Here is a 22,821-nt window from a genome sequence, read left to right as displayed (position 1 = left end):
TAGGACGATAGCTGACAAAAGCCAAGAGCGGCGCGGTGACGCGCCGCCACGATCACATCAATCAGAGGCCCTTGCGGAACATGCCGCGGTCAACCTGACGCATGCGGTATTCCAGCTCGATAGCATCGGTGGACTCGTTGAGGTATGCCATTTCACGCTCCTGTACCGACGGGGCGCGAAGGGCGCGGGCAAACTGGCGAAGTGGCTTGAACATCTCTTTAGTTCCTTGGTTTGGATGTCCATTAGATACGGCTTTTCAATCGATTTGACCAACGCTAAGCCGCGGCGTCAGCCATGCGTAAAACGCATAACGACTTAAAGAGACGTTTCAACCTGCGCATGAAATGGGCAAAAACGAGCAGAAGATGCAGGCGGCCGCACCGCCTGCCGAAATCTCAGTCGTAAATGCGCCTTACGCTCGACACAACATCAAGATCCTTCACCTGCGTCAGCAGCTGGTTGAGCTGACGCACGTCCCAGACCTCGACCTCCATCTCGATCTCGGAGAAATCGGCGGCGCGGCTGCTGCCCATTTTCAGAGTGCGGATGTTGATATCGAGATTGGCCACCGCCTGCGCGACAGTTGCGAGCGTGCCCGGCTCGTTGATCGTGTTGAAGAACACACGGGCAAGGAAACGCGACTTGTTGGCCTCGTCGATATCCCAGCGCACATCGATCCAGCTTTCCGGGTGATCGTCGAACCGCTGCAATGCAGAGGCCTGGATCGGGTAGATGGTGATCCCCTTACCCTTTTCCATGATGCCAACGATGCGGTCACCCGGAACCGCACCAGCGGGCGCGAACTGCACCGGTAGATTGCCCGACAGGCCGCGGATCGGCAGAGGCTCCGGCCCGGTTCCGTCCTGCACGCTTGCGGCTGCCGCCTGTTCGGCGGTGCGCGGCGCATTGGGCAGCTTGAACATCATGCCCTGCGCGCTCTGCATGTTGAACCAGCCCTGATCGGCGGACGGTTTTACCGTCGTCCGCTCGTCCTTGTAATCCGGGAAAACCGCCTTCAGCACGTCGAGCGAGGAAAGCTCACCGCGGCCAACCGAGGCGACCGCATCCTCGACATCCTTGTGGCCGAGACGGAACAAAGCGGGCTTCAGCGCATCCTTGGAGAAGGTTTTTCCAGCGCGTTCAAACGTGCGCTCTAGGATGCGGTGGCCGAGACCGGAATATTGCTTGCGGATAGCCATGCGGGTGGCGCGGCGGATGGCGGCACGCGCCTTGCCGGTGACCACGATCTCTTCCCAGGCGGCCGGCGGCACCTGCACACCGGAACGGATCACCTCGACTTCATCCCCGTTCGACAGACGGGTAACGAGCGGCATGATGCGACCGTTGATCTTGGCGCCGACCGTGGTGTCGCCGATATCGGTATGCACCGCATAGGCAAAGTCGATCGGGGTGGCGCCGCGCGGCAGCGCGATCAGCTTACCTTTTGGCGTGAAGCAGAACACCTGATCCTGAAACAGTTCGAGCTTGGTGTGCTCGAGAAATTCTTCCGGATTGTCGCCTTCCGCCAGTTGCTCGATGGTGCGGCGGAGCCAGGAATAGGCGTTGCTTTCCTTGGACAGAAGCTCGCCTTCGCTGCTGACGCCATCCTTGTAGAGCGCATGCGCGGCAATACCGAATTCAGCGATCTCATGCATGCGGCGCGTGCGGATCTGCAGCTCGATACGCTGGCGCGACGGACCGACGATAGTGGTGTGCAGCGAGCGGTAATCGTTCTGCTTCGGCGTCGAGATATAATCCTTGAAGCGGCCGGGCACGACACGCCAGCGCGTATGGACGATGCCGAGCGCGCGATAACAATCCGGCAATTCGGACACGAACACGCGAAAACCGTAGACATCCGAAAGCTGCTCGAAGGACAGCGACTTGGACTGCATCTTGCGGAAGACGGAATAAGGCTTCTTCTGCCGGCCCTTGACCGTAGCATCTGTCAGACCTTGCGCGACCAGAAGCTCGCGCAGCTCGTCCTCGATCTTGGTCACAAGACCTTCGTTGCGTGACGACAGTTCGGCCAGCCGCTTGGTGACCGTTTCATACGCTTCCGGATTGATATGCCGGAAGGACAGATCCTCCAGCTCCTCACGCATGTCCTGCATGCCCATGCGACCGGCGAGCGGCGCATAGATATCCATCGTCTCTTCGGAAATGCGGGCACGCTTGTCGGCCGCCATATGGTCGAGCGTGCGCATGTTGTGCAGGCGGTCGGCGAGCTTCACCAGCAGAACACGCACGTCGTCGGAAATGGCCAGCAGCAGCTTGCGCAGGTTTTCGGCCTGCTTGGCCTTTTTGGTGACGAGGTCGAGCCGCTTGAGCTTGGTCAGGCCCTCGACCAGACGCCCGATATCCTCGCCGAACAGTTCATCGATCTCGGCGCGGGTGGCCGTCGTGTCCTCGATCGTGTCGTGCAAAAGTGCGACCGCGATGGTCGACTCGTCGAGATGCATGTCGGTGAGGATGGCGGCAACTTCGAGCGGATGCGAGATATAGGGATCGCCGCTGGCGCGCTTCTGCAGGCCATGCTTCTGCATGGCATAAACATAAGCCTTGTTGAGAAGAGCTTCGTTCGCATCGGGCTTGTATCGCTGGACCCGCTCAACGAGCTCGTATTGCCGCATCATCCTGAAACTGGCCCTCGATATGCCCCATTAACAACGGGAGGGGGAAACGAAAAATGGCGCGCCGATCGGGTGACCGGCGCAGCCATCAAAGAGAAGATATTCAGATTGGGGCAAGACAATGAACAGTCTTTGTCCCTGATCCGATCAATCTTAGTAATCGTCGCTCTTTTCCGGCGGCACGAGGCCTTCGATACCGGCCAGCAGTTCTTCTTCCGACATCTGGTCGAAGTTGACGGCTTCCGGAGCGTCTTCTTCCTCGATGCCATCGGCAGCAGCATTGGCCGAGATGAGGCTCGACGGATCGGGCTCCGGCTCGTCCACTTCCACATGCTTCTGCAGCGAGTGGATCAGGTCTTCCTTGAGGTCGTCCGGCGACAGCGTTTCGTCGGCGATTTCGCGCAGCGCCACGACCGGGTTCTTGTCGTTGTCGCGATCGATGGTGATCGAGGCGCCCTGCGAGATCTGGCGAGCGCGGTGGCTGGCGAGCAGGACGAGCTCGAAGCGGTTGTCAACTTTGTCGATGCAATCTTCTACGGTGACGCGGGCCATTGCCTGTCCTTCTTGATTGGTCTTTCAGGGATTGACACGCCCGATACAGGCATTGCCGGCAAAATTCAAGTTTTTGTTGACAGCGACCATACGCCAGGCCGCCACAACTCACGACAATTATCTTAAGACCATAAAAGGTGCTTGGATTCCGCGATCCGCTATCATAAATGACTTTTATATCAAAATAACGTAATGTAACGGTTATTCTTGGCGCTCCAGCTACAAATTGCGTAGCCCGGCTGTTTGGTTGGCACGCCTGCGTATTTTTAAGGGAGTGGAGGATTAATGTTCGACCCTAGGGAGAAGATTGCGCTTTTTATCGATGGCGCAAATCTTTACGCAGCTTCCAAAAGCCTCGGTTTCGATATTGACTATCGCAAGCTGCTGAAGGCTTTTCAGAAGCGCGGCTATCTCCTGCGCGCCTATTATTACACAGCTCTGATAGAAGATCAGGAATACTCGTCCATCCGCCCGTTGATCGATTGGCTCGACTACAACGGCTACAAGGTCATCACCAAACCGGCCAAGGAATTCACGGATTCCATGGGCCGCCGCAAGGTGAAGGGCAATATGGACATAGAGCTGGCAATCGACGCCATGGAGCAATCGGAGACTGCTGACCATCTGGTCATCTTTTCCGGTGACGGTGATTTCACGACGCTGGTGGAAGCCCTTCAGCGCAAGGGCCGCAAGGTGTCCGTCGTTTCGACGATGGCAACCCAGCCGCCGATGATCGCCGACGACCTGCGCCGCCAGGCCGACCACTTCATCGACCTCTCGTCGCTGAAGGCCGAAATCGGACGCGACCCGTCCGAGCGGCCGCCGCGCCCGGTCGAACCGGTGGAGAGCGCCGAACTCTAAAAATAAAGGCCGCGTTCTGTGCAGACGCGGCCTTTCTCATTTCCTTGCGGCAAGAACGCAATCACCCCGTCTTCAGCAACCGCGATTTCTGGCGGTTCCAGTCGCGTTCCTTCTCGGTCTCGCGCTTGTCGTGCAGCTTCTTGCCCTTGGCGAGCGCCAGTTCCAGCTTGGCCCGGCCCTTCTCGTTGAAATAGATTTTCAGGGGCACCAGCGTCATGCCGTCGCGGTTGATGCCGGAGCGCAGGCGGCTGATCTCGCGCTTGGACAGAAGCAATTTTCTGCGGCGGCGGGGCTCGTGGTTAAAACGGTTGGCCTGCAGATATTCCGGCAGGTGGCTGTTGATCAGCCAGATCTCGTCACCCTCGTCCGATGCGTAGGATTCGGCGATATTGGCCTTGCCTTCGCGCAGCGATTTCACCTCGGTGCCGGTCAGCACCAGGCCCGCTTCATAAGTATCGACGATCTCGTAGTTGAACCGCGCCTTGCGGTTTTCGGCCACGATCTTGTTGACTGTGCGCTGGCTGCCTCTGGGTGCCATGGGGATTCTTCCGTGTCGCCTTTTTTGAAATAAGTGTCCCCGGCCTCGGGCGCGGACCGGGGTTCTGTCAGTCATATCTAGTGTCTGGCATCTTAAAAGTGAAGCGCTGCCGGGGTGGAAGCGCCAGACGCTCAGTTCAACAGGCCGGCATGTCGCAACGCCGCATCGATCGCTGCTTCCGTTGCCGGCTCCAGCGTCGACATCAAAGGCGAGCGCACGGTGCGGTTCATGCCGCGCGTCTTATGCAGACCATATTTGGCGCCGCACAGGCCCGGCTCCATGAAGATTGCCTTGTGCAGCGGCATCAGGCGATCCTGGTAATCCAGCGCCGTCTTGTAATCACCGGCGGCCAGCGCCGCCTGGAATTCGGCGCACAGGCGTGGCGCGACGTTTGCCGTCACCGAAATGCAGCCGACACCGCCATGGGCGTTGAAACCGAGTGCGGTCGCATCCTCGCCCGACAACTGGATGAAATCCTTGCCGCAGGCGATGCGCTGTTCCGAGACGCGCTCGATCTTGCCGGTCGCATCCTTGACGCCGACGATGTTCTTGTGCGCCTTGGCGAGCGCGCCCATCGTTTCCGGGCTCATGTCGATGACCGAGCGCGGCGGAATGTTGTAGATGATGATCGGCAGCTTGGTCGCTTCGGCAATCGCCGAAAAATGCGCGAACAGGCCCTTCTGGGTGGGCTTGTTGTAATAGGGCGTGACAACGAGCACCGCATCCGCACCGGCCTTTTCGGCATGGACGGCAAGCTCGATTGCTTCACGCGTATTGTTGGAACCGGCACCGGCGATGACGGGCGCGCGCTTTGCGGCGATTTCGATACAGAGTTCGACCACACGGCGATGTTCGGCATGCGACAATGTCGGCGATTCGCCGGTGGTGCCGACCGGTACGAGACCCGAACTTCCTTCTGTCAGCTGCCACTCCACATGAGCCGCAAAGGCCTGCTCATCGACCGCGCCCTCCGTCGTAAACGGGGTAACAAGAGCGGGCATCGATCCCTTGAACATGCAAAAACTCTCCTCAGCGGCTCCGAATCTCTGGCGATCCATGCTTCAGCCGCAATCCATTCCTATAGGTCTGACCCTATTCGGCGGGCACCATAGATCGCTGTCGATCCGCCGACAAGCGCAGCCATGACGCTTTCGTGACGCAACCACGCGGTAAAAGAGCGTATTTGCTGAAATGCGGTAAGGTTTCGTTAATCGGCGTGGCCGCTAATCGATGGTATATGGTCACATTCGACAGCATGTGGCTTTGAGAGGGAATGAGGATTTGCCGAGACCATGGACGGGGCGTCCATAAAGGGTTCAGGCGAAGAATGTCGTGGACGGTGAATGAGAAAGAATGTTCTGATCCTCGCAGGCCTTGGCCTCGGATTGACCGCAGGCCTTTTCGACCTGCGCATGAGCATGGCCGCGCCCCTGCCGGAAGGCCCGGTGCCGCTGCCCTTCGTCAAACCGAATGCACCCTTGTCGAGAGCGCCTGCACCAGAGCCCATGACGGCGCCCGACATTACCGGTTCGATCCCCTCACCTTCGCTGCCGCAGCGCGGGGGGCGCCTCGGCGTCGTCAGCCAGTTGAAGACAGGCCTCGACGCGCTCACGGCCCGTGATGCCGGCACGGCCATCGCCACGCGCAACGCCCTTCCTGCCGGCTCGCTCGACCGCCAGATTCTCACATGGGCGATCGCCACCTCGGGCCAGAACGGCGTGCCCTCGCACGAGATCGCGAGCGCCCAGCGCGAACTGCGCGGCTGGCCGGGCCTGACCCGTCTGCGCGCCAATTCCGAGCGCGCGCTTTATCGCGAAAACCCGGCCCCCGCCGCGGTGCTGGCCGCCTTCGGCAACAGTGCTGCCGAAACGCCGGAAGGAACGATGATCCTTGCCCGTGCCCTGGTGGCCTCCGGTGACAAAGGGCGCGCCGCCACGGTGCTGCGCGCGACCTGGATCGGTGACGCGCTGGACAAGGCCACAGAGGACAAGATCCTCAAGGAATTTTCCGGCCTGCTGACCACGGCGGACCACAAGGCCCGCATGGATTACCTGATGTATCGCAACCGCGCCGATCAGGCGCAGCGATTCGGTGATCTCGGTCGCGCGCAATCGCTTTACAAGGCCTGGGCAGCCGTCGCCGGCAAAGCGAAAAATGCCGACCAGCTTCTGCAGGCCGCTGCTGCCAACTGGAGCAAGGATCCGGCCTACCTGTTCGCGACGATCGAGAACCTGCGCCATCAGGACCGTTACCGCGAGGCAGCCGCGCTGCTGGACAAGGCGCCGCGCGAGGCAACCCGGCTCGTCAATGGCGGAGAATGGTGGAATGAGCGCCGCATCATTGCCCGCGGCCTGGCCGATCAGGGCGATTACGCCGAAGCCTACCGCGTTGCCGCACGCCACACGGCAACGGCTGCGACGGACATCGTCGATGCGGAATTCCACGCCGGCTGGTATGCGCTGCGCGCCTTGAAAAACCCCACGGTGGCGGAAAAACATTTTCGCGCCATCCTGAATGCCTCGACGCGACCGCTTTCGGCCTCGCGCGCACTTTATTGGCTTGGCCGGTCCGCAGAAGCCGGCGGCCCCGGCAAGTCGGCCGATTTCTATCGGCAGGCGGCGCAATATTCCGGCACGTTTTATGGCCAGCTGGCGGCCTCGAAACTCGGCACCAAGGTGCTGAATGTCTCCTACCCGTCACCGAGTGACACCGACCGCCGCAATTTCGAGAACCGCGAAGTGGTGCGGGCCATCGACCGGCTGGATGCCGCCGGCCACGACAGCCGCGCAAATGCGCTGTACCGCGCACTCGCCGATGAGATCACCAGCCCGGGCGAACTCGCCATCCTCACCGCACGCGCCGAAAAGAACGGCGACCATGCGCTGTCATTGCAGATCGGCAAATCCGCTTTTGCCCGCGGCATAGAGGTGGCAGCGCTCGCCTACCCGACCGGCGTCATCCCCTCTTCCGCCAACATTGCCGGCTCCGGCAAGGCGCTGGCCTATGCCATTGCGCGCCAGGAAAGCGCCTTTAATCCATCCGCCATTTCGCCGGCAGATGCACGCGGCCTGCTGCAGATCCTGCCCGGCACCGCCAAGGGCGTCGCCGGCCGTCATGGTATCACTTACACGGCCGCGAAACTGACGACCGATGCCGGTTACAACGCCACGCTCGGCGCGCATTACCTCGGCGAACAGATCGACAGTTTTGGCGGCTCCTACATCCTCACTTTCATCGCCTACAATGCCGGCCCGCGCCGCGTGCCGGACTGGATCGCCCGTTACGGTGATCCGCGCGGCAAATCTCTGGATGAGGTGATCGACTGGATCGAGCGTATCCCCTTCCCCGAAACCCGCAATTACGTGCAGCGGGTGATGGAGAATTATCAGGTCTACAAGACCCGGCTCGGCCAGACGGCGGATATCGAGGATGATTTGAGGTTTGGACGGCGGTAAGTGCCGGTCAAGCACCTGCGATCAGCATGCGACACCCTTAAATTATCGAGGCGGGTTCGCTCGGCATAACCTTCAGGCAGCTGGAATAGGCGCTGCAGCGATTCGACCGTACAGCCGTCGGTGTTTTGTGCAGACCATCTTCGCCTTGTCGGCATGTTCAAGCACCCGCGATATGGCGATGCCCTTTTCACTCCTGTGTACAGGACTCAGGCACCCCATAACGCCGAGACATGTACCGATACAAAAAAGCCCGCGGAGATGATCCACGGGCTGATTTTTGTTTTGGTCGTCAGGCTTAGAACGAGCGCTGCAGACGCAGGAAGCCGTCCCAACGATCGCCGTCGCCGATACCGTTCAGATCGTAGTCTGCACTGGTGTAGTTGACGGTTGCCTTGGCCTTCAGGTTGGTGGTGATTTCGTAATCGGCCGTTACACCAACACGCCATGCGTCACCACCAGCATAGTCGCTGGAGCTGTAAACCGGCACGATGTTAGACCAGTACTGTGCACCCGGAGCGATCGAGAACTTGTCCGTAACCTTGATCGCATATTCGGCACCGATGCTCCATTCGGCGAAGTCCCAGTAACGCGACGGGCCGAAAGAGTAGACGCCGAAGACGCCGAGGGTACCGGGGCCGATTTCAGCAGCGAGCGTGGACGCGATAACGCCGTCATCGAAATCGAAGTCGTAGGCACCGAACAGATCGATGGCAACGCCACCGAACTTGCCGGCGATCATAGCGTTGACGCCGATTTCGTCACGGCCGCGATCGGAAACGAGATCACCGGTGACCGGGTCGAACACGAGAACGTTATCCTTCCAGCCGTCCTGCGAGTCGAAGAAGTCAGCCTGGATATAGGCCTGGAAAGCGCCGCCGTCGAAGGTGTAGCGGATGGAGTTGTTCAGCGTGTCACCGCCGATGTAACCGAATGCGCTGCCCAGCGGACCACCGTCGGAAAGAACGGTTTCGCCCGGAAGGCCGTTATCGAAGTAGTTGTAGAAGTAACCGACCTGCAGGCCGCCAAGCTGGATGATGGCTTCATCCACGAAAAAATCCTGGCTGCCGCCGTTGGTGTCTGCTTCGAGGCTGATGGACGAACCGAGCGTGCCGAGTTCCGTATCGGACTTGGCAGCGATGGTCAGGTAACCGCGGGTATTGGTGCGGTAGCCGCCTTCCTGAGCGACACCACCGGCCGGGCCGTCAAAATCGAAATCGCTACGGCCATCGACCTGAACGCGAACATAACCACCGATCTTGAGGCAGGTTTCAGTGCCCGGGATGTAGAAGTAGCCGGTGCCGAACGCGTCGCAGACGCGTACGTATTCCATGGGTTCCGGTTCGGCAGCGACGATAGCGTCGGCCGCCTGGGCGCCGGATACGGCTGCGAGCGCAGCAGCGGAGCCGAGAAGAAGGCTTTTGATGTTCATTGGTCATTCCCCGATTGGCGATTCATTCTTACGGAGCCAACGTACATGTGCATAATTTGCTTTCAAGCAAATCAATCGACCAAGGATACTCTCGCCATATAGTTGCGCGTGTTGCGTCACTTTTATGTCACAACTTATTGCGGTGCACACAGACCATCCACAGCCTGGCGAGTCTTTCATCTTCGATCGAATCGACACCAAAGCCGACGACAATTCAAAACAGAAAAGCCCGGCCAGAGGCCGGGCTTCCCGATCAAACCTGAAAGGTCAGATTAGAACGAACGCTGCAGACGGAAGAAGCCGTCCCAACGGTCAGCAGAGTCTACGCCGTTGTCAACGTCGGTGTAGTTGACAGTTGCCTTGGCAGTCAGGCCCTGGGTGATCTTGTAGTCAGCCGTTACGCCAACGCGCCATGCATCACCACCAACGTAGTCGCCGGTAACGTAGTTACGGGTAACGTTATCCCAGTACTGAGCGCCCGGGGTGATCGAGAACTTGTCGGTAACAGCGATAGCGTATTCTGCACCGATGCTCCACTCGGAGAAGTCCCAGTAAGCGGACGGGCCGGTCGAGTATACGCCGAAGACGCCGAGCTTGCCCGGGCCGATTTCAGCCGACAGGGTCGAAGCGATAACGCCGTCTTCCCAATCGAAGTCGTAGGCGCCGAACAGGTCAACCGATACGCCGCCGAACTTGCCAGCGATCATAGCGTTAACGCCGAGTTCGTCACGGTTGTCAGCGCGGAAACCAACAGTACCAGGAACGCCGACGTCGTCGGTCTTCCAGCCAGCTTCCGAGTTGAAAGCGTCAGCCTGGATGTAGGCCTGGAAAGCGCCGCCATCGAAGGTGTAACGGATGGAGTTGTTCAGCGTGTCGCCAGCGATGTAGCCGGAACCGAACGGACCGCCGTCCGAAAGAACGGTTTCGCCCGGAAGGCCGTTATCGAAGTAGTTGTAGAACTGACCAACGCGAAGACCACCGATTTCGAGGTAGGTTTCTTCGAGGTAGAAGTCCGAGTCGCTGTTGGTGTTGGCGCGCAGCGTGATCTTCGAAGCGAGCGTGCCGAGTTCGGTGTCCGACTTGGCGTCAAACTGGAGCTGGGCGCGGGTGTTGGTGCGGTAACCGCCCTGCTGACCGGTCAGGTCGAAGTCCGAACGACCGTCAACCTGAACGCGGACGTAACCACCGATCTTGAGGCAGGTTTCGGTGCCCGGGATGTAGAAGTAGCCGGTGCCGAAAGCGTCGCAGACGCGAACGTATTCCATGGGCTCAGGTTCAGCAGCAACGATAGCGTCGGCAGCCTGTGCGCCAGATACAGCAGCGAGAGCTGCTGCGGAGCCGAGAAGAAGGCTCTTGATGTTCATGTTTGACCTCCAGTCAAAGTTACATAAGGGTCTGGGTTCTTATAGCTGAAGGACAGCATTCCCTGCCCCATCCCCGTCGGTATTCGAAAACGTGCGATCCACCGCCGCGCTTCCGAGAGTGAAAATACAAGACCGCGCCCCGCACGCAATCTTGAAACGGGAGAATTGCGCTTCATCACCCCTGCTTACGATTACGCTGTTGCGGAAAGGACACAAAACGGCTGTTGAGGATCGTTCAATTTTTACAAATCCTTAACAATTGCCTTGAGGAGCAGCCACTTAGCCGCCGAAAGACCGGCTCTGCCCCTGTGGAGAAGCCGGAGAATCGCCCGCAGGCGCGCCTGCGCCGCACGATTCTTGCTGCGTGGCACACCGTATATATTGAGGGGTTATGAAGATTGCCCGGCGCGGCGAACGATCGCGCGGGCGTCGACAAAGCCTGCCGGCCAACACTGGCAAACATACAGTCAAAACGGCGATGTCAGGAAAACTTGTTTGATGGCGGAGAGGATGGGATTCGAACCCACGATACCCTCTCGGGTATACTCCCTTAGCAGGGGAGCGCCTTCGACCACTCGGCCACCTCTCCGGTGCCGTGGTGATTATGCGGGAAGAATCGCGATTGCAAGGTCTTTTCGCAGCCGCGGCGACATTTCCTTATAATAGGGGCGTTTTTCCACGCCCCTATTGGGCCTCAGCCGAGCAGAAGCTTCAGGTCAGCGGCCGAATCGGCCAGCACGTCGCGGTCAGGTTCGCGGCCCTGATCAAGCAACCGCTTGCCGGTGGCATAAGCCTTGGCGTCATTGATGGCATCCACCGCCACAAAACGGCCCTCACGAAAATACCAGACGGAAACGCTGCCCGGCCGCACGCCTTCACGGACCACCGTCTCGTCGAAACCGAGATTGAAGCCGGCGATCTGCAGTTTCACATCATACTGATCCGACCAGAACCACGGTTTTGCGTCATAGGCGATGTCTTCACCTGTCATCACCAAAGCCGCGGCCTCCGCCTGATCGATGGCGTTCTGTACCGATTCTAACCGCACGCGTTCGCCACGCCAGGGCAGGCTGGTGCAGTCACCGACCGCGTAGATGGCGGAATCGGAGGTGCGGGCGAATTCATCGACGATGATTCCATTGCCGACATCGAGCCCGCAATCGCTCGCCAGCTGATCATTGGCGGAAACGCCGATACCGACGATGACTGCGTCTACATCGATGACAGTGCCATCGGAGAGCTCGGCTGCCGCCACGCGCCCCTCCTTGCCGATCAGTCGCTTCAGGCCGGTGTTTTCCAGAATGGTAACGCCATGCTCTTTATGGATGTCGCGCATGATGGCGGCCGTCTCGGCGGAGGCCACCCGCTTGAGGATCCGGTCAGCCATTTCGATCAGCGTCACTTCGAGGCCGAATTTCTTCGCGACCGCCGCCGCTTCCAGCCCGATATAACCGCCGCCGATCACCAGCAGGCGGCGACCTTCCTTCATCTCCTTTTCCAGAAGATCGGCGTCGCGCTTGGCGCGCATCACATAAACGCCATCGAGATCGCCGCCGATTTCTGCCGGCAGAGTGCGCGGTGTCGCGCCGGTCGCCAGCACCAGCGCTTCATAAGAAACGGTCGAACCGTCCTGCAGCTTCACTTCCTTCGTCTCGCGGTCGATCTCTTCCACGAAGGCGGACAGGCGCAAATCGATTTCGTTCTCGGCAAACCATTCCGGCACGCGCAGAAGCAAGCGGTCGAATTCCATCTCGCCGGCAAGATACTTTTTCGAAAGCGGCGGCCGCTGGTAGGGCGCAACATCCTCGGCACCGAGCATGGTGATCGGCCGCTCATCCTTCAGTGCCCTCAGCTTGGCGGCAAGCGCCAGTCCAGCCTGCCCTGCCCCGACGATTACCAGCCTGCCTGCAGTCACGTCATGCCCTCTTTATAATAGGTGCCCGCCGATACGGGCGCGAGACAGGGGTAAAGCCGCACTGTCGAGCCGTCAACAGAAGAGCACAGCCGTCAGCGTTCCGGCCCGGTCGCGTGCATCTGAACGGGAATTCGCGTCACTCATTCAAATTTTACCGATGCGTTTCAATATGCATCAGCGGAAACACCGTAGACTGACTGCATTAAAAGGACCCAGGGAGGGTCTGATGCCGACGATTGCGCCCGATATGACCAATATTCCGCGTGACAAGATTTACGAGCAGTTCGATATCGACCGGCCCGGCAAGATCATTTTCGTAGAGCGGCACCTTTCGACCAAACAGAACCTGCGCTGCCTGATCAGGAAAATATCGATCTATGGCGCCGAGCTGGAAGTCAGCCCCTATCTGCAGGTGCCCAGTCACTTCTTTCTGGAAATCCTCGGCATCCGCGATGAAATCGGCTGCACGCTGATCCGCCGCGAGGAGGAAAAACTGACGATTGGCTTCAACATGTTGATCGATCCCGAATTTCTCCACCATGTCATCCGTCTAGGCTTTGACGCCGACCACTGGTGATTCTCCTCACCGCACCTGCCCGCTCGACGGGTGAATGCGCTTGCGCATAAACGAATTGGACCTATTGTGTGCCGGTTTTTGCCCAACCGGAATGCGCATATGTCTGATCACTCGTCCTTTTCCCGTTTTACGCCGCTTGTCCAAAGCCTGCCTGCCACCGTTCCCTTCGTCGGGCCGGAAGCGATCGAGCGCAATCGCGGACTGATGGTGAAGGCAAGGATCGGCGCCAACGAAAACGGTTTTGGCCCCTCGCCCGCCGTCATTGCGGCGATTGCGGAAGCGGCGACCGATACCTGGAAATACAATGACCCGGAAAACTTCGAGCTGAAGGCTGCGCTGGCGGCGCATCTCGGCATCCAGCCGGAAAACATTGCCATCGGCGAAGGCATCGACGACCTGCTTGGCCTGATCGTGCGCATGGTGATCGAACCCGGCTTTCCGGTCGTCACATCTTTTGGTGCCTACCCCACCTTCAATTTCCATGTCGCCGGTTTTGGCGGACGGTTGGTGACGACACCTTATGTCGACGACCGCGAGGACCTGAACGGTCTTCTGGATCTCGTGCGCCGCGAAAACGCACCGCTGGTCTATTTCGCCAATCCGGACAATCCGATGGGCAGCTGGCACAAGGCGGACGATATCGTCGCCTTTGCAAAGGCCCTGCCGGAAACCTGCCTGATGATTCTGGACGAGGCCTATTGCGAAACCGGCCCGGCTGATGCCACGCCCGCCATGGCCGCCCTGATCGACATGCCCAACATTCTTCGCACCCGCACCTTCTCTAAGGCCTACGGTCTCGCCGGCGCGCGTATCGGTTACGCCATATCGACGCCCGGCACCGCAAACGCCTTCGACAAGATCCGCAACCATTTTGGCATGGCACGCATCAGTACGGCGGCGGCCCTGGCGGCCTTGAAGGATCAGACCTATCTGACCAAGGTGATTGGCGATATTTCCGCCTCGCGCGACCGCATCGCAAAAATCGCCCGCGACAATGGTTTGTTGCCGCTTGCGTCGGCCACCAATTTCGTCGCTGTCGATTGCGGTCGGGACGGTGTTTACGCCCGCGCCATCGTCGATGGGCTGATGGAACACGGCGTGTTCATCCGGATGCCGGGTGTCGCACCGCTCAACCGCTGCATCCGCATCAGCGCCGGCACGGAAAAGGACATGGCGTTGCTGGAGGAAGCTTTGCCGCAGGTCTTGAAAACGCTGGCCTGATTCCAAAACAGAAAGACCGTGCCGGCCTTGTTCCTGCCGGTCACGGTCCTCAATGATTGACGTCAATCCGGCTCTTGGGTGGCCGCTTCGTGACGTCGACTTTTGTTATTCTGCGTCGTTGAGAGCGAAATGCCGTGGCCTGCGGCGTCCTTGTGCGTCCGTCGTGGCGCGCAAGGACGCCGCAGCATTTTGGGTCAGGCAAATCGTATCGCTCGAAAACCGGTCATGGTTTTCGGCTTACCGCACCGACACATGCATCAATGCATGGTCATCCAGTCGCGGGCAGCGCGCAGGGCAAGAGCGATTTCGGTCTTGCTCATCTGGTGCGAGAGATCGGCGCGCAATTCGGCCGCGCGATCAGAGCCCTTTATGGCGGCGATGTTCAGCCACTTGTGGGCGGAAACGAGATCCACCGGGCAACCACGACCGGTCGCATACATCAAGCCCATGTCGCAAAAGGTTTCAGCGCGGTCGGCTCCGCCCATCTGGGCGGCGCCGGCCAGTTCGGTTTCGTGCATTTCAAAACGTGCCATCTGACTTAATCCCTGTTCAAGTCGTTGTCGTTGCAGTCCCTGTTTTCATCTGCCCTCATGGGGCCCCGACGATCACCGTTCGAGCGGCTTTTCGATCTCTCGGGCGGCAGGTTTTCCCTGCTCGTTTGATGACCCCAATATGCCCCACGGATTTCAAAATTCGCCTAAAATGCATGATTAATTCGATGCAAACAAAGTCCAAACGCTTGGTAAACTTGGTTTTTTGTTAAACATCGCATTCCCTGCCAGACAGGCGATCTGCATAAAAATTTACGGAAATTTCACGCGGCAAAATTGACTCTTCGTTCACCAAGGATTCCGTTGCGAAAGCGGGCTCATGTGGAAAGGTGCCGAAATCAGCGGCGTTCCCAAGGTCATTTCAACTCCGAAAACCCGTCGATCCTCGCAGTTTACCTTTACGTGCGCGTAAGCTAAATTGACTTGGCTTGCGGTTCATCAATCGCCGGCAGGGAGGAACATGCCGCTTGCTGCTTTGGCGCGGGCGGCCTTGAGGAGGAGATTTCAATGAAACGTTTCGTGGTTTTCGCCGGGCTGATGCTCGGCGCATCCGGCGCAATGGCTGCCGAACCGATCGAAGGCAACTGGAAGACGGCCAGCGGCGAGACCGCACAGATCGCCAAATGCGGCGGCGCCTTCTGCGTGACACTCAAGACCGGCAAACATGCCGGCAAGCAGATCGGCAAGATGGACGGCAAGGGCGACGCCTATAGTGGCGAGATTACCGATCCTGCCAATGACAAGACCTATAGCGGCTCCGGCGCCGTCACCGGCAATTCGCTGAAAATGAAGGGCTGCGTGATGAAGATTCTCTGCAAGACGCAGACCTGGACACGTATCTGATCGCTTGCGCCAAGGCGGGCGCTGTGGAGGCGGTGCCCGTCTGTTAATCCTTCTGAATGCCGGATGAACCCCTGTCTCAGAGACCATTCAGCCTGATGGCGACACTATGGCCCCAATCCGTCAAACAAGGGGTGACAAGATGACCATCATCGCAAGACGCATGACGATCCTGGCTCTGGTCATGACCGTATTCGCCCTGTCGTTTTCAGCTCTGGTCGCGCATCACGGCAAGGGGTCATTGTCCCGCCTCAACGCGCAAACCCTCTGCACGCAGCAATATGGCTGCACGGTCTCGCTGTAATCGGATCAGCCGACATAAACGATGTGACCACCGTCATCGGCATGATCGACGGCGATCACGCTCTCAATGTTGATGTCGCGGTTGTTCAACGCGGCGACGAGATCGGCATCGCCAATAATCGTCTTCTGCGCCTTCGCAATGTCCTCCGGTGTCTGATCCGGAAAACGCGGCAGTTGCGGATCGGCGTTCGACGACAGTGCCACATGCACGACTGTCACGCCGTCGCCGCCGGATGCTGACCCCAGCGGCGTGATTGCTTCGGCGCTGGATGGCGCTCTGGGCGCGAGTGCTGCCATGGATACCGAGGATACGAATTTCATGGATCTGTTCCTTCCCGATTGAACGGATGATTGCCGCAAACCTTTGCAGATCGAACGAAGGAAGATGCATGCTGTTCCACGCGTTTAAGCGTGTTTTCGTTTACTGACGCAGACTTGATGTTCCATCACGCAGGCGTCAGGTCCCCCGGCGTATCCGGCTGGCTGTCACAAACCATCGATGAGGTGTCTTCCGCTTGTGACGCTGAGCGTATTATAGTGCTGCATGAACAAACGGATAAAGACGCTTCCCCCCATGACCTGCATCTCCCCCGCTGCCGCAGAACGGCAGGTTTTCGATGATGCCGAACAGGCCGTCGATGCCCTCATCGCCCTTTACGAACGCAACACCGCCTTCCTGATCGACGCCTTTCAGGCGCTGGCCAAGGGCGCACCGGTGGAGGGCCGTTACCGCGCCTTCTATCCGCAGGTCAGCATCGAAACGACCAGTTTCGGCCATATCGATTCGCGCCTCTCCTATGGCCACGTCTCGGCGCCGGGCATCTACACGACCACGGTCACGCGTCCAAAACTGTTCCGGCGTTATCTGGTCGAGCAGCTCGAACTGTTGATGCGCAATCACCATGTGCCGGTCATCGTGTCTGAATCGACGACGCCGATCCCGCTGCATTTCGCCTTCGGCGAAGGCGCGCATGTGGAAGCCTCCGGCTCGAGTTCGCTCGCCGACTACCCGCTGCGCGACTTGTTTGACACGCCGGACCTCAACAATACCGACGACCTGATCGCCAATGGTGAATACGAAGCGCTGCCAGGCGAACCGGCGCCGCTTGCGCCCTTCACGGCACAGCGCATCGATTATTCGCTCGCCCGTCTTGCCCATTACACGGCAACCGGAGCCGACCATTTCCAGAACTTTGTGCTGTTCACCAACTACCAGTTCTATATCGACGAGTTCACCAATTGGGCGCGCCAGCTGATGGCTGACGGCGGCGAAGGCTACACGGCCTTTGTCGAGCCGGGCAATATCGTCACGCCGGCCGGCGCGGCGTCCGCGCCTGAAGCCGTCGGCCGCCTGCCGCAGATGCCGGCCTATCACCTCAAGAAGGACGACCATTGCGGCATCACGCTGGTCAACATCGGCGTCGGCCCCTCCAACGCCAAGACGATCACCGACCATATCGCCGTGCTGCGTCCGCATGCCTGGCTGATGGTCGGCCACTGCGCCGGCCTGCGCAACAGCCAGCGTCTGGGCGATTACGTGCTCGCACATGCCTACATGCGCGAGGACCACGTCCTCGACGACGACCTGCCGGTCTGGGTGCCGATCCCGGCGCTGGCCGAAGTGCAGCAGGCGCTGGAAGATGCGGTTGAAGAGATCACCGGCTTTGAAGGTTTTGAACTTAAGCGGATCATGCGCACCGGCACGGTCGCCACGATCGACAACCGCAACTGGGAACTGCGCGACATGGCTGGCCCGGTCAAACGCCTGAGCCAGGCCCGCGCCATCGCGCTCGATATGGAATCCGCGACCATCGCCGCCAACGGTTTCCGTTTCCGTGTGCCCTATGGCACCCTGCTTTGCGTGTCCGACAAGCCGCTGCATGGCGAATTGAAACTGCCGGGCATGGCAACGGCCTTCTACAAGACGCAGGTCAGCCAGCACCTGAAGATCGGCATCCGCGCCGTACAGAAACTGGCGGAAATGCCGACGGAAACGCTGCATTCGCGCAAGCTGAGAAGCTTTTACGAGACGGCATTCCAGTGACATTGTAGCGATTGCGGCGTATCATCTGGGCTCGTGGAGGTTCCAGATGACCCGATCCGTAAATCTTGACGATGACTTGGTGAGAAATGCCGAGGACATCACCGGCCTTTCAGACACCGCAGCCGTGGAAGAAGCGCTGCGCATTCTGGTCAAGAACCATGAACGCATGCAGGCATTTGAAGAAATGCGCGGCATGGGCTGGCATGGCCGGCATCACAACAGCCCGACATTCGAAACATTGGCAGAAGAATTCAGGGCGCTGACGGCCGGACGCAACCACACCCCTTCCGAAGTTCTGATGCGAGAGGGACGCGATGAGCGATGACGCCATTCGTCGTGGACGCCAGCGTCGCCATCAAATGGGTCGTTGAAGAGGCGGGCACGGACAAGGCCTTGGCCCTTCGCCAGAACACTCGGCTCATGGCACCGGAATTGATGCTTGCGGAATGTGCCAATATTTTATGGAAGAAGGTCCGTCGCGCCGAACTCACCGCCAGCGAAGGCCGGTTTGCGGCCATGCTCATCGAAAGCACTGGCATGGAGTTCGTGGAAATGAGGTCTCTGGTCGTTGAAGCAGCGGAGCTTGCTTTCTCGCTGGATCACCCAGCCTATGACTGCATGTATCTTGCTCTGGCCCGTCAGGACAAATGCCAGTTGATCACCGCCGACGATCGTCTGGTTCGCAAGCTTCGGCAAAATGCCGACGTCGACCTCCGTAACATCGCGGTTCTCCTTGAAGAGTGGACAACCCCACCCCCATTAGAACATCCTTGAAAACCACGGCCCGCGCCACATCTCCTCCTGACGATGAGCGTGTTGTTCGACGAAGCCGTCTGCCGCAATTGTGGTGAGGCGCTGGCCAGCAAATTTTGCCAGTCCTGCGGGCAGAAGAAGGCGGAGCGATTCGGTGCCGGCCACCTGCGCGACGAGGCTTGGGAAAAGATCCGCTGGTTCGAGACGGACATGCTCAAAGCCGCCTTCAACGTGGCGCTGAGGCCCGGTCGGGTGGCGCGCGAATATGTCGAAGGCAAGCGCAAGAGCCACGTCAACCCTTTGAAACTGCTGCTCGCCGCCATCGTCATCCTGCTCGTGGTGATCGCCCAGACCGGTTATCTCACCTCCAGCAACCAGACGCTCACCAAGGCGATCACACTCGTCCAGTCCTATTCGAAATGGTCGTTTTCGCTCGGCATACTGGCCGTGCTGATCGCGTCCAATATCGTCTTCTTCCGGCGTGGCGGCTTCAATGTCGTCGAGCACCTCGTGCTCGCCACCTATACCCATTTCGTCATCATCACCGCCAATATCATCAACCTGTCGCCGCTTCTGGTCTTCGGCGCCACGCCGGAACGGGTTGCCGCCCACCGCATTTACAGCGGGTATTATATGGACTGGATCGAGGGCGGCATCGTGTTTCTCGCCTTCGGCCAGTTCTTCGCCGTCGACTGGCGTCGGCGATGGTGGTGGCCGGCGATCGGCGCGATCGTCTTCCATCTGGTGAAGGAAGGGCTGCTTTATCTGTATGCCCGCGCCGTCATCCGCATCGTCATTGCCCAGCTGACGTGATGCGGGAAGGCGGAATTGTCTTTGGGAAGGGAGGTCTCATGAGAACCGCATTTTTGACTGTCGCCGTCACGGCCCTGTTACCCGCCTCACAGGCTTTGGCAGAAGCAAGGACCGGCTCATCGTTCTTCACCGGCCGGGATGCTGAAATCTGCGATCCGATCTTTTCCAAACTGCAGGACAGTGAACGGCGCCAGACACTGATGGCGCAGGCGACCCCGCCCCAGCAGCCGCAAAACGCGCCCACCGAGAAAGCCAGTGATATCGACGAGGACGAACTGGCCACGCAGTTGAAGGACATGCTGCAGGCCTGCTCCTATGACGGCAAGGCCTTGGCTGTGGATGCAAAATCGCTGTCCGTCCCTCCCGGAACCGATGGCGCGCAAGCCGTCAACAGGGTGATGCGCTATACCGGCCTGCCCCAGAACTTTCGCATCATGGAAGCCGACGTGCCGAATGCTGCCGCCATCATCGTGCTTGGGCCGGACGGCATTCCGCAGCGGGTGATCGCCTATAACAGGACATTCATGCAGCAGGTCGCCAAAGCGACAGACAACAATGATTGGTCGTCGCTGTCGATCATGGCGCATGAGATCGGCCATCATCTGTCCGGCCACACGCTGGTGCCGGGCGGCAGCCAGCCGCCGATTGAACTGGAGGCCGACAAGTTTTCCGGTTACGTGCTCTACAAGATGGGCGCAAAACTCGATGACGCCCAGAAGGCCATCGCCACGCTGATCCCGGAGGCCGCGAGCGCCACCCATCCGGGCCGGACGATGCGACTTTCCGCCATCAAGTCCGGCTGGCTGGAATCCTGCGGGCAGCAGCAGGACGGTTGCGGCGAAACCACGGTCGCAGCCGTTCAGCCCTCCCCGCCCGCAGCGGACGAAACGCAGGCCGAACAGCAGAAGACCGCGCGTACAGCGCAACAGGCTCCGCCGGCCGCAGCCCCCATAGCCCCCGCTGCTCCCGCAGACCAGCAGGTCGCCGTCAACGGCGTGCCGCGCGCGCCGATGCCCAAAATTCCGGGCGCGGCGGAAATCGTCATGCCATCGATCGGCAAGGATGGCGGCAGCAACCGCCCGGCATTAGTCGCCGCCGCCCTCGACCGCATTCCCCAACTCGATCAGGCGACAACACCCTCGAAATTCGACAGATTCGTCTATGACGCCGTCGGCGTGTTCGACACCGAAACCAAGGAAAAGCTGTCAACGCTGGCCTATCAATATGCCGCCGCCACCGATGTCGAGATCGTCACCATCGTGACCAACGACCTGCAGGGCCGCAGCGCCGATCAATATGCGCTGGACGTGATGCGGCAGATGCGGGTCGGCAAGATGGACGTCGGCAATGGCGCCGTGCTCGTGGTCGCACCGGATGCCAAAGAGAGCGGCGTTGCGCTTGGGCCGGGACTGCTTGTGCAATACGACACGGTCGAGCCGCTGCGCAGTTACCTGAAAAGTTTTCTCACTCTCAACGATACGCCGCGCAAATCACTGACATCGGGCCGGCTGATCGCCGATGCCAGCTACCGCGTGATGCGCGATACTCAGGCGCTGGAATGGCAGGTCCGGTTCAACAGCCTGCAACAGATGCTTTCGACCGCCGAAAACGCCCGCGAAGAGCTGAAGCGGACCAACACGCCCTACAATCCGAACACCGACCCGACATGGCGCAAGCTTCTGCGCATCGATGCCACCGTCGTTTCGACGAAGCCCGACATGGCCGACCCGGCGCTCGATATCAACGAGCCGAAAACCCGGCATGTCGGCCCGGCTTTGCATGTCCGCACCGCAGACGGTCAGGATGCCGTTCTTTACGTGAACCAGACCGTGCCAACGCTGATGCCGGTGGCGTTAGAGGATGGCAAACGTTATGCCTTCATCGCCCGCGACAGTTTTCTCGCTGCTGACGCCCCGCAATTCGACCTGATCAGTTACGATCGGCTGGATTAGCTTTTGGCGCACGGGCAAACAGCAGCGACAGTGCCGTACCGACCAGCGAGGAGATCACCACCAGAAGGTGGGCATTCACCGCCGCCTGCCCCAACACCTCCAGCGCAGACGTTTTGGTCGATGCTCCGAAAGCGATGGCGCCGGCGGTGATGCCGGCCGGATAGGTGCCGACACCGGCCGGCGCATGCACCGGCAGGACGGAGGACAGCTCGCCACCCAATCCGCCCCCGAAGGCAGCGCCGAGATCGAGATCGCAAAGCAAAACGAGAACCCAGGCGAGAACCGCGATCTTGACGAACCAGTTGACCAGCGTCGCCCCCCAGGCGCGGGCAAAGGCAGCCTTGTCGGCTGGCAGCCCAGCCGCCGCCTCTTCCACCAATCGTTCCAGCCTGGCGCCCTTGCCACTCGCCGGCAATATCCTTTTCGCCATGTCGACAGCCCGACCGCTCTGCGCAAAGGCGATGGCCGGCAGAACCAGAAAGCCCAGCCACAGCAGCCAGATCCAGCCGCCATAGCCCTCGCCGCGCAGATCGATCACCTTGCCGAAAGCAGCAGCCGCCAGCAGTGCATGCAGATCGAACAGCCGCATCACCAGCAGTGCCGAAGTGGAACGGGCCAGCGGCACATCGAATTCGCGCCGCATCAGCAGCGGAAAGCTCGCCTCGCCGGTGCGCAGCGGCATCATGATGTTGAGCAGATTATGCACCTGCACCAGCCGCAGCAGCACGCCGAAACGCCCCTTGGTCTCGGCCGGAAAATAATCGTAGATCCGCCAGGTGCGCAGCACGTAGGTCATCAGCAGCAGTGCGATGGCAATAACGGCCGCCCCCCAGCCGGCCTGCTGCCAGCGCTCGACGATCACCGCCCAGCCCCAAAACCATTCGATGAAACCCGCATAGGCGATGACGATCACCACCGTACCAAGCCACATGGCGTTGCGGATTATCCACGGGCCTTGGCTGGCAACCGGATCGTTCTTCATATAGAGGATGCCTCATCTTTCGGCTATTACGACGTCTT

Annotated in this window: 22 protein-coding genes and 1 tRNA gene; 11 read left to right on the top strand and 12 right to left on the bottom strand. The window is 59.7% G+C overall.

Annotated elements, in window-relative coordinates:
* Positions 1-61 precede the first annotated feature (61 nt).
* From ACRQ1B_RS25035 to rpoZ, 3 genes are all read right to left on the bottom strand, one after another.
* A complete protein-coding gene (locus tag ACRQ1B_RS25035; protein WP_432296848.1) occupies positions 62-214 on the bottom strand; it encodes a DUF3563 family protein in 153 nt (50 codons plus the stop codon).
* A 181-nt stretch (positions 215-395) separates the two neighbouring features.
* Positions 396-2,636, bottom strand: a complete 2,241-nt coding sequence (locus ACRQ1B_RS25030) for a RelA/SpoT family protein (protein WP_432296847.1) — start codon at positions 2,634-2,636, stop codon at positions 396-398.
* A 150-nt stretch (positions 2,637-2,786) separates the two neighbouring features.
* Positions 2,787-3,185: a DNA-directed RNA polymerase subunit omega gene (gene rpoZ, locus ACRQ1B_RS25025; protein ID WP_432296846.1), complete on the bottom strand. Its 399-nt coding sequence runs from the start codon at positions 3,183-3,185 to the stop codon at positions 2,787-2,789.
* 285 nt (positions 3,186-3,470) lie between these two features.
* Here rpoZ and ACRQ1B_RS25020 point away from each other — a divergent pair, with 285 nt between their 5' ends.
* A complete protein-coding gene (locus ACRQ1B_RS25020; protein ID WP_432296845.1) occupies positions 3,471-4,046 on the top strand; it encodes a LabA-like NYN domain-containing protein in 576 nt (191 codons plus the stop codon).
* Between the two features lie 61 nt (positions 4,047-4,107).
* Here ACRQ1B_RS25020 and smpB read toward each other — a convergent pair whose 3' ends face one another.
* Positions 4,108-4,584 (bottom strand): SsrA-binding protein SmpB, encoded by a 477-nt coding sequence (smpB, locus tag ACRQ1B_RS25015; protein ID WP_432296844.1) that lies wholly within the window; start codon positions 4,582-4,584, stop codon positions 4,108-4,110.
* A 131-nt stretch (positions 4,585-4,715) separates the two neighbouring features.
* Complete coding sequence (dapA, locus tag ACRQ1B_RS25010; RefSeq protein ID WP_432296843.1) at positions 4,716-5,600, bottom strand: 4-hydroxy-tetrahydrodipicolinate synthase; 885 nt, start codon at positions 5,598-5,600, stop codon at positions 4,716-4,718.
* Between the two features lie 327 nt (positions 5,601-5,927).
* Here dapA and ACRQ1B_RS25005 point away from each other — a divergent pair, with 327 nt between their 5' ends.
* A complete protein-coding gene (locus tag ACRQ1B_RS25005; protein ID WP_432296842.1) occupies positions 5,928-8,039 on the top strand; it encodes a lytic transglycosylase domain-containing protein in 2,112 nt (703 codons plus the stop codon).
* Between the two features lie 295 nt (positions 8,040-8,334).
* Here ACRQ1B_RS25005 and ACRQ1B_RS25000 read toward each other — a convergent pair whose 3' ends face one another.
* From ACRQ1B_RS25000 to ACRQ1B_RS24985, 4 genes are all read right to left on the bottom strand, one after another.
* On the bottom strand, positions 8,335-9,468 hold the full coding sequence (locus ACRQ1B_RS25000; protein WP_432296841.1) for a porin: 1,134 nt from the start codon (positions 9,466-9,468) through the stop codon (positions 8,335-8,337).
* A gap of 272 nt (positions 9,469-9,740) precedes the next feature.
* A complete protein-coding gene (locus ACRQ1B_RS24995; protein ID WP_432296840.1) occupies positions 9,741-10,832 on the bottom strand; it encodes a porin in 1,092 nt (363 codons plus the stop codon).
* A gap of 499 nt (positions 10,833-11,331) precedes the next feature.
* Positions 11,332-11,421, bottom strand: a tRNA-Ser gene (locus ACRQ1B_RS24990).
* Positions 11,422-11,526: 105 nt separating this feature from the next.
* Positions 11,527-12,747 (bottom strand): NAD(P)/FAD-dependent oxidoreductase, encoded by a 1,221-nt coding sequence (locus tag ACRQ1B_RS24985; protein WP_432296839.1) that lies wholly within the window; start codon positions 12,745-12,747, stop codon positions 11,527-11,529.
* 226 nt (positions 12,748-12,973) lie between these two features.
* Here ACRQ1B_RS24985 and ACRQ1B_RS24980 point away from each other — a divergent pair, with 226 nt between their 5' ends.
* Positions 12,974-13,324 (top strand): hypothetical protein, encoded by a 351-nt coding sequence (locus ACRQ1B_RS24980; protein WP_432296838.1) that lies wholly within the window; start codon positions 12,974-12,976, stop codon positions 13,322-13,324.
* Between the two features lie 99 nt (positions 13,325-13,423).
* A complete protein-coding gene (locus ACRQ1B_RS24975; protein ID WP_432296837.1) occupies positions 13,424-14,545 on the top strand; it encodes a pyridoxal phosphate-dependent aminotransferase in 1,122 nt (373 codons plus the stop codon).
* Positions 14,546-14,802: 257 nt separating this feature from the next.
* On the opposite strand, the gene ACRQ1B_RS24970 is transcribed toward ACRQ1B_RS24975, so the two are convergent.
* Positions 14,803-15,078 (bottom strand): SEL1-like repeat protein, encoded by a 276-nt coding sequence (locus ACRQ1B_RS24970; protein WP_306835670.1) that lies wholly within the window; start codon positions 15,076-15,078, stop codon positions 14,803-14,805.
* A 525-nt stretch (positions 15,079-15,603) separates the two neighbouring features.
* Here ACRQ1B_RS24970 and ACRQ1B_RS24965 point away from each other — a divergent pair.
* A complete protein-coding gene (locus tag ACRQ1B_RS24965) occupies positions 15,604-15,939 on the top strand; it encodes a DUF2147 domain-containing protein (RefSeq protein ID WP_432296836.1) in 336 nt (111 codons plus the stop codon).
* Between the two features lie 139 nt (positions 15,940-16,078).
* On the top strand, positions 16,079-16,240 hold the full coding sequence (locus ACRQ1B_RS24960; protein WP_432296835.1) for a hypothetical protein: 162 nt from the start codon (positions 16,079-16,081) through the stop codon (positions 16,238-16,240).
* 5 nt (positions 16,241-16,245) lie between these two features.
* Here the strand turns inward: ACRQ1B_RS24960 and ACRQ1B_RS24955 are convergent, their stop codons facing one another.
* Positions 16,246-16,560: a hypothetical protein gene (locus tag ACRQ1B_RS24955; RefSeq protein ID WP_432296834.1), complete on the bottom strand. Its 315-nt coding sequence runs from the start codon at positions 16,558-16,560 to the stop codon at positions 16,246-16,248.
* A 223-nt stretch (positions 16,561-16,783) separates the two neighbouring features.
* Here ACRQ1B_RS24955 and amn point away from each other — a divergent pair, with 223 nt between their 5' ends.
* The 5 genes from amn to ACRQ1B_RS24930 are packed head-to-tail and all read left to right on the top strand — an operon-like array spanning position 16,784 to position 21,801.
* Positions 16,784-18,283 (top strand): AMP nucleosidase, encoded by a 1,500-nt coding sequence (gene amn / locus ACRQ1B_RS24950; protein ID WP_432296833.1) that lies wholly within the window; start codon positions 16,784-16,786, stop codon positions 18,281-18,283.
* Between the two features lie 46 nt (positions 18,284-18,329).
* On the top strand, positions 18,330-18,608 hold the full coding sequence (locus tag ACRQ1B_RS24945; RefSeq protein WP_432296832.1) for a type II toxin-antitoxin system VapB family antitoxin: 279 nt from the start codon (positions 18,330-18,332) through the stop codon (positions 18,606-18,608).
* Complete coding sequence (locus ACRQ1B_RS24940; protein WP_432296831.1) at positions 18,605-19,057, top strand: type II toxin-antitoxin system VapC family toxin; 453 nt, start codon at positions 18,605-18,607, stop codon at positions 19,055-19,057. Before ACRQ1B_RS24945 ends, ACRQ1B_RS24940 begins: the two co-directional genes overlap by 4 nt.
* Positions 19,058-19,099: 42 nt before the next feature.
* Positions 19,100-19,849: a DUF3667 domain-containing protein gene (locus ACRQ1B_RS24935; RefSeq protein WP_432296830.1), complete on the top strand. Its 750-nt coding sequence runs from the start codon at positions 19,100-19,102 to the stop codon at positions 19,847-19,849.
* A gap of 38 nt (positions 19,850-19,887) precedes the next feature.
* Positions 19,888-21,801, top strand: coding sequence for a TPM domain-containing protein (locus ACRQ1B_RS24930; RefSeq protein ID WP_432296829.1), 1,914 nt, complete (start codon positions 19,888-19,890; stop codon positions 21,799-21,801).
* On the opposite strand, the gene ACRQ1B_RS24925 is transcribed toward ACRQ1B_RS24930, so the two are convergent.
* Entirely contained in the window at positions 21,779-22,783 is a 1,005-nt protein-coding gene (locus tag ACRQ1B_RS24925) for a lysylphosphatidylglycerol synthase domain-containing protein (protein ID WP_432296828.1), read from the bottom strand. The two genes, ACRQ1B_RS24930 and ACRQ1B_RS24925, sit on opposite strands and share 23 nt — an antisense overlap.
* Between the last annotated feature and the right edge of the window lie 38 nt (positions 22,784-22,821).

It is taken from the genome of Endobacterium panacihumi, assembly GCF_050847465.1.
GTDB lineage: Bacteria > Pseudomonadota > Alphaproteobacteria > Rhizobiales > Rhizobiaceae > Neorhizobium > Neorhizobium panacihumi.
Note: the sequence above shows the minus strand (reverse complement) of the source record. Positions and strands in the feature narration are given on the sequence as shown.